This window comes from Mongoliimonas terrestris (assembly GCF_001927285.1).
Taxonomy (GTDB): Bacteria; Pseudomonadota; Alphaproteobacteria; order Rhizobiales; family Pleomorphomonadaceae; genus Chthonobacter; species Chthonobacter terrestris.
This window is the reverse complement of record NZ_MSIG01000044.1, coordinates 1-2,440: the sequence shown is the minus strand read 5'-3', so window position 1 is coordinate 2,440 and position 2,440 is coordinate 1. Positions and strand designations below refer to the sequence as shown.

1 protein-coding gene and 1 pseudogene are annotated in these 2,440 nt (G+C 69.3%); one reads left to right on the top strand and one right to left on the bottom strand.

The genetic code is table 11. The features are described 5' to 3' along the window. Positions 1 to 350 (top strand): ATP-binding protein (locus BUQ68_RS22525; RefSeq protein WP_175577889.1); only part of this gene is annotated, 350 nt, incomplete at its 5' end. A 223-nt stretch (positions 351 to 573) separates the two neighbouring features. Here the strand turns inward: BUQ68_RS22525 and tnpC are convergent. Beyond that, positions 574 to 2,232: pseudogene (gene tnpC, locus BUQ68_RS22520) on the bottom strand (IS66 family transposase). Positions 2,233 to 2,440: the final 208 nt, after the last annotated feature.

The window sequence follows — 2,440 nt, the reverse complement described above, 5'->3', positions numbered from 1 at the left end:
GTCGCCCGCCGCGAGCTCGCGCTGGAATCCTCGACAAGTACCACCTGCTGATCCTGGACGACGTCGCCTACGTCACCAAGGATCAGGCCGAGACCAGCGTGCTCTTCGAGCTGATCAGCGCCCGCTACGAACGCAGATCCACTCTCATCACTGCAAATCAACCCTTCGGCGAGTGGAACAGGATCTCTCCGGATCCTGCTATGACGTTGGCCGCCGTCGACCGCCTCGTCCACCACGCGACGATCCTCGAACTCAACGTCGAGAGCTACCGCCGCCGCGCCGCCGTCGAGCGCCGAAAGGGACCCGGACGCCCGCCTACCCGCGCGACAATCAAAGACGTCCCTGATTGACGCGCCCCGACAATCAGGATGAGAAAAACCTTGCTCGCGACCGAACCCGCCGCGATCATCTCCACCGCCGTGACACCTCGACTCTCATCCTGACTGTCGCGCCAAACTCACCCAGATTGCCGCGCTATACTCGCTAACCGGCTTGCCGCTGTTGTGCAGCAGAAGCGCGTCGAGCCGCTCCGTCCAGGAACCCAGCTTCGGTGTAAGCGTCCACGCGCGGCCGTCAGCCCTGCTCGTGGTTCCACGGCAGAAGAGCGTCGAGGTCCCTGTTCGGCCAGCCGGCTGCGATGCGCTCGAGGGTTACGGTGAGCCAGGCGGCAGGGTCTATGCCGTTGAGCTTGGCGGTGGCGAGCAGCGTGGCGATCGTCGCCCAGGTTCGGCCGCCGCCGTCCGATCCTGCGAAGAGGCTGTTCTTGCGGGTGAGGGTCTGGGGACGGATGGCGCGCTCGACGGTGTTGGAGTCGAGCTCGGCGCGGCCGTCGGCGAGATAGAACTCGAAGTCGTGGCGGCGCCGGAGGGCCTGGCGGATCGCGTCGGCGAGCTTGGACTTGGCCGGGATCCGGCGGAGTTCGGCTTCCCAGCGCTCGAAGAGGGTGGCGACGACGGGGGCTGCGTGCTGCTGGCGGGCGGCTCGGCGGATCTCCGGCAAGGAGCCGCGCACCTGATCCTCCACGGCCCAGAGGGTGGCCATGGTCTCCACCGTCCAGGTGGCCGTCGGGCTGTCGCCGAGCACATGGAGTTTGAAGAAGGCGCGCCGCAGGTGCGCCCAGCAGGCGGCGAGCGTGACGGGGCCGCCAGCGCGGCCGGCTTCGGCGAGGCGGCGGTAGGCGGCATAGCCGTCGGTCTGCAGCAAAGCCGCGGAAGCCGGCGAGATGGCGCTCCGGGCATTCTCCCGCCCGGCTGTCCTCGAAGCGATAGGCGACCATGGGCGGATCGGTGTCGCCGAACGGACGGTCGTCGCGGGCGTAGGTCCAGAGCCAGGCGGACTTGGTCCTGCCAGACCCCGGCGCGAGCGTCGGCAACGTCGTCTCATCCGCAAACACGCGCTCGCCGGACCGGATGAGGTCGAGGATGCGCTCGGCGAGCGGCTCCAGGTGGAAGCCGACCTTGCCCATCCAGCCCGCCATCACCGTGCGGCCGATGTCGACGCCGTCGCGGGCGTAGATGCCCTCCTGGCGGTAGAGCGGCAGACCGTCGGCATACTTGGCGACCGCGACATGAGCGAGCAGCCGCTCGGTGGGAAGTCCGCCCTCGATCAGCCGCGGCGGCGCTTCGGCCTGGACGATGCTCTCGCGGCAGGCGGCGCAGGCATAGCGCGGGCGGTGGGTGACGATGACGCGGAAGCGGGCGGGCACCACGTCGAGCCGTTCCGCGTTCGGCGGGCAAACGATTCACTGGATCGTTTGCTTCCCCGCCTCACCTTCGCCGATCGTGATGCGCTCGCAGGCTCCGCAGGCGCAGGGCGCCGCCTCCGGCTCGATCACCACCTCTACCCGCTACAGATGCTGGGGCAGCGGCTTGCGGGCACGGTTCGCCCGCTCGCGTCCGGCCGACGTCTCGATGCCGACCGAGGCCGGGAGCGCGGCGATCCCGGTCTCGACTTCCTCAAAGAGGAAGGACTGCTGCCCGTCGACCAGCGTCTCGGACTTGCGCCCAAAGCGGGCACGCTCCATCGCCTTCAGGATGGCGGTGAGCCGCTCGATGCGGGCGTCGGCTGCCGCCTTGGCGGCGGCAAGACGGGCGGCCTCCGCCTCCAGGACCAGCCGTTCCGCCTCGAGCCGGGCGGAAAGTCGCGCTGATGCGCGCTCTCCGCGCGGGCCGCGAGGACCATCGCCTTCAGCGTCTCGATGTCGTCCGGGAGATCTGGCAAAGCAGTCGTCATGAGCCGGATTCAAGCACGAATCCGGCTGATATGCGCGCTTCCTAGTGCTTCGGGGCTTCTGCCGAGTCACCCTGTCGCAGCCTCAGCCGAGGCTCGTCGGCCGCCGGGCGGGAACGCGGCTGACCCGCCGCCAGCCCATCCCGGCGACGAGGGCGAGAAGCTGGGCGGCATGCATGCGCACCACCCCGCCGGTGATCGGCGGCCAGTG